1 protein-coding gene is annotated in these 1,166 nt (G+C 56.1%); it reads left to right on the top strand.

The window, feature by feature from the left end; genetic code table 11:
- Positions 1–218: 218 nt before the first annotated feature.
- Entirely contained in the window at positions 219–1,139 is a 921-nt protein-coding gene (locus tag GHN92_RS23570) for a transposase (RefSeq protein WP_153381343.1), read from the top strand.
- Positions 1,140–1,166: the final 27 nt, after the last annotated feature.

The raw sequence follows: 1,166 nt of genomic DNA, 5'->3' as shown, positions 1-1,166 counted from the left end.
CGGCAGCTTGTGTCTAAAGAAAGGAATAAAGTCTGGGGTGAGAGCGGTGAATGGCAGGTTGTTCGGCAGCAGTGTTAGTAAGCACGTGTAGCAGCAGAACCGCCATTCACCTCTCCGCTCTGGCTACAAGCCCGAACAGTTGAACGAGCGCACCTCGAACATCACAAGCATGGGCATCACCAGAGTGCTCTCATCCTTGAGTGTAAGAGGTGTTTGTTATGATTTCCTGGCTCGGTATCGATGTAGCTAAATCCACTCTGTCCGTTTGGCTCCACCCCCAAGACGTCAGCTTTAATGTCCCCAACAACTCAGCAGGTTACGCGCAGCTGGTCGAAAAGCTGAGCGAATACGACGTACAGAAGGCTCTGCTTGAGGCGACCGGTGGTTACGAGCGGGGCGTGATGATGGCGTTAAGTCTGGCTGGATTTATCGTCATCCGCATAAATCCTCGCCGTGCACGGGCGTTTGCCGAGGCAATCGGCAAGCAAGCCAAAACAGACCCCATTGATGCCCACGTTCTCGCGCAGTTTGCGCAAACGCTAAAGGCAAGCAATCCGCAGATGGTCTCCACGCAGGCCCAGTGTTTGCGGGAGTTGGTCCAACAACGCGAGCGCTTCGTCCAGCAGCGTGACGATGATCGGCGCCGCATCCATCAAGCTCACCTGCCCAAGGTTATCGAGGCATTGAAAGGTCATATCGCCTTCCTGAAAGTACAAATCTTGGATCTGGAAAAGGCTATCGAAGAAGCGATGCAGGCGCTCGACGCGCTCAAGACGACGCAACTGACATCTGTCAAAGGCATCGGCACGATCACCGCTGCCAGCCTGATGGCTTACCTGCCGGAGCTAGGTGAACTCGACCGTCACCAAATTGCGGCACTGGCCGGCCTGGCCCCGTATAACAATGACAGCGGGACGTTCCAAGGCAAGCGCAAGATCTGCGGTGGACGCAGTGCTGTGAGGCGTGCGCTCTACATGTCGTGCTGGACGGTCATCCGCTACGATGCCTCGTTCAAAGCGCGTTATGAAGGGCTATGCGGCAAAGGCAAGAGCGCAAAAGTAGCGCTGGTGGCATGCATGCGGGTGCTGTTGATCCGGCTTAACGCCATGCTGCGCGACGGCACAGCATGGCGAACGTGAATGACTGGGCAAGACAGTTGCTGCTAC

It is taken from the genome of Pseudomonas sp. FSL R10-2964, assembly GCF_009600035.1.
GTDB lineage: Bacteria > Pseudomonadota > Gammaproteobacteria > Pseudomonadales > Pseudomonadaceae > Aquipseudomonas > Aquipseudomonas bubulae.
The sequence above is the reverse complement of the archived record's forward strand: the minus strand, read 5'-3'. Positions and strand labels throughout refer to the sequence as shown.

Excerpts from the sequence above, each read along its gene's own strand:
- GHN92_RS23570 (WP_153381343.1), top strand. The coding sequence starts at position 219 with ATGATTTCCTGGCTCGGTATCGATGTAGCTAAATCCACTCTGTCCGTT.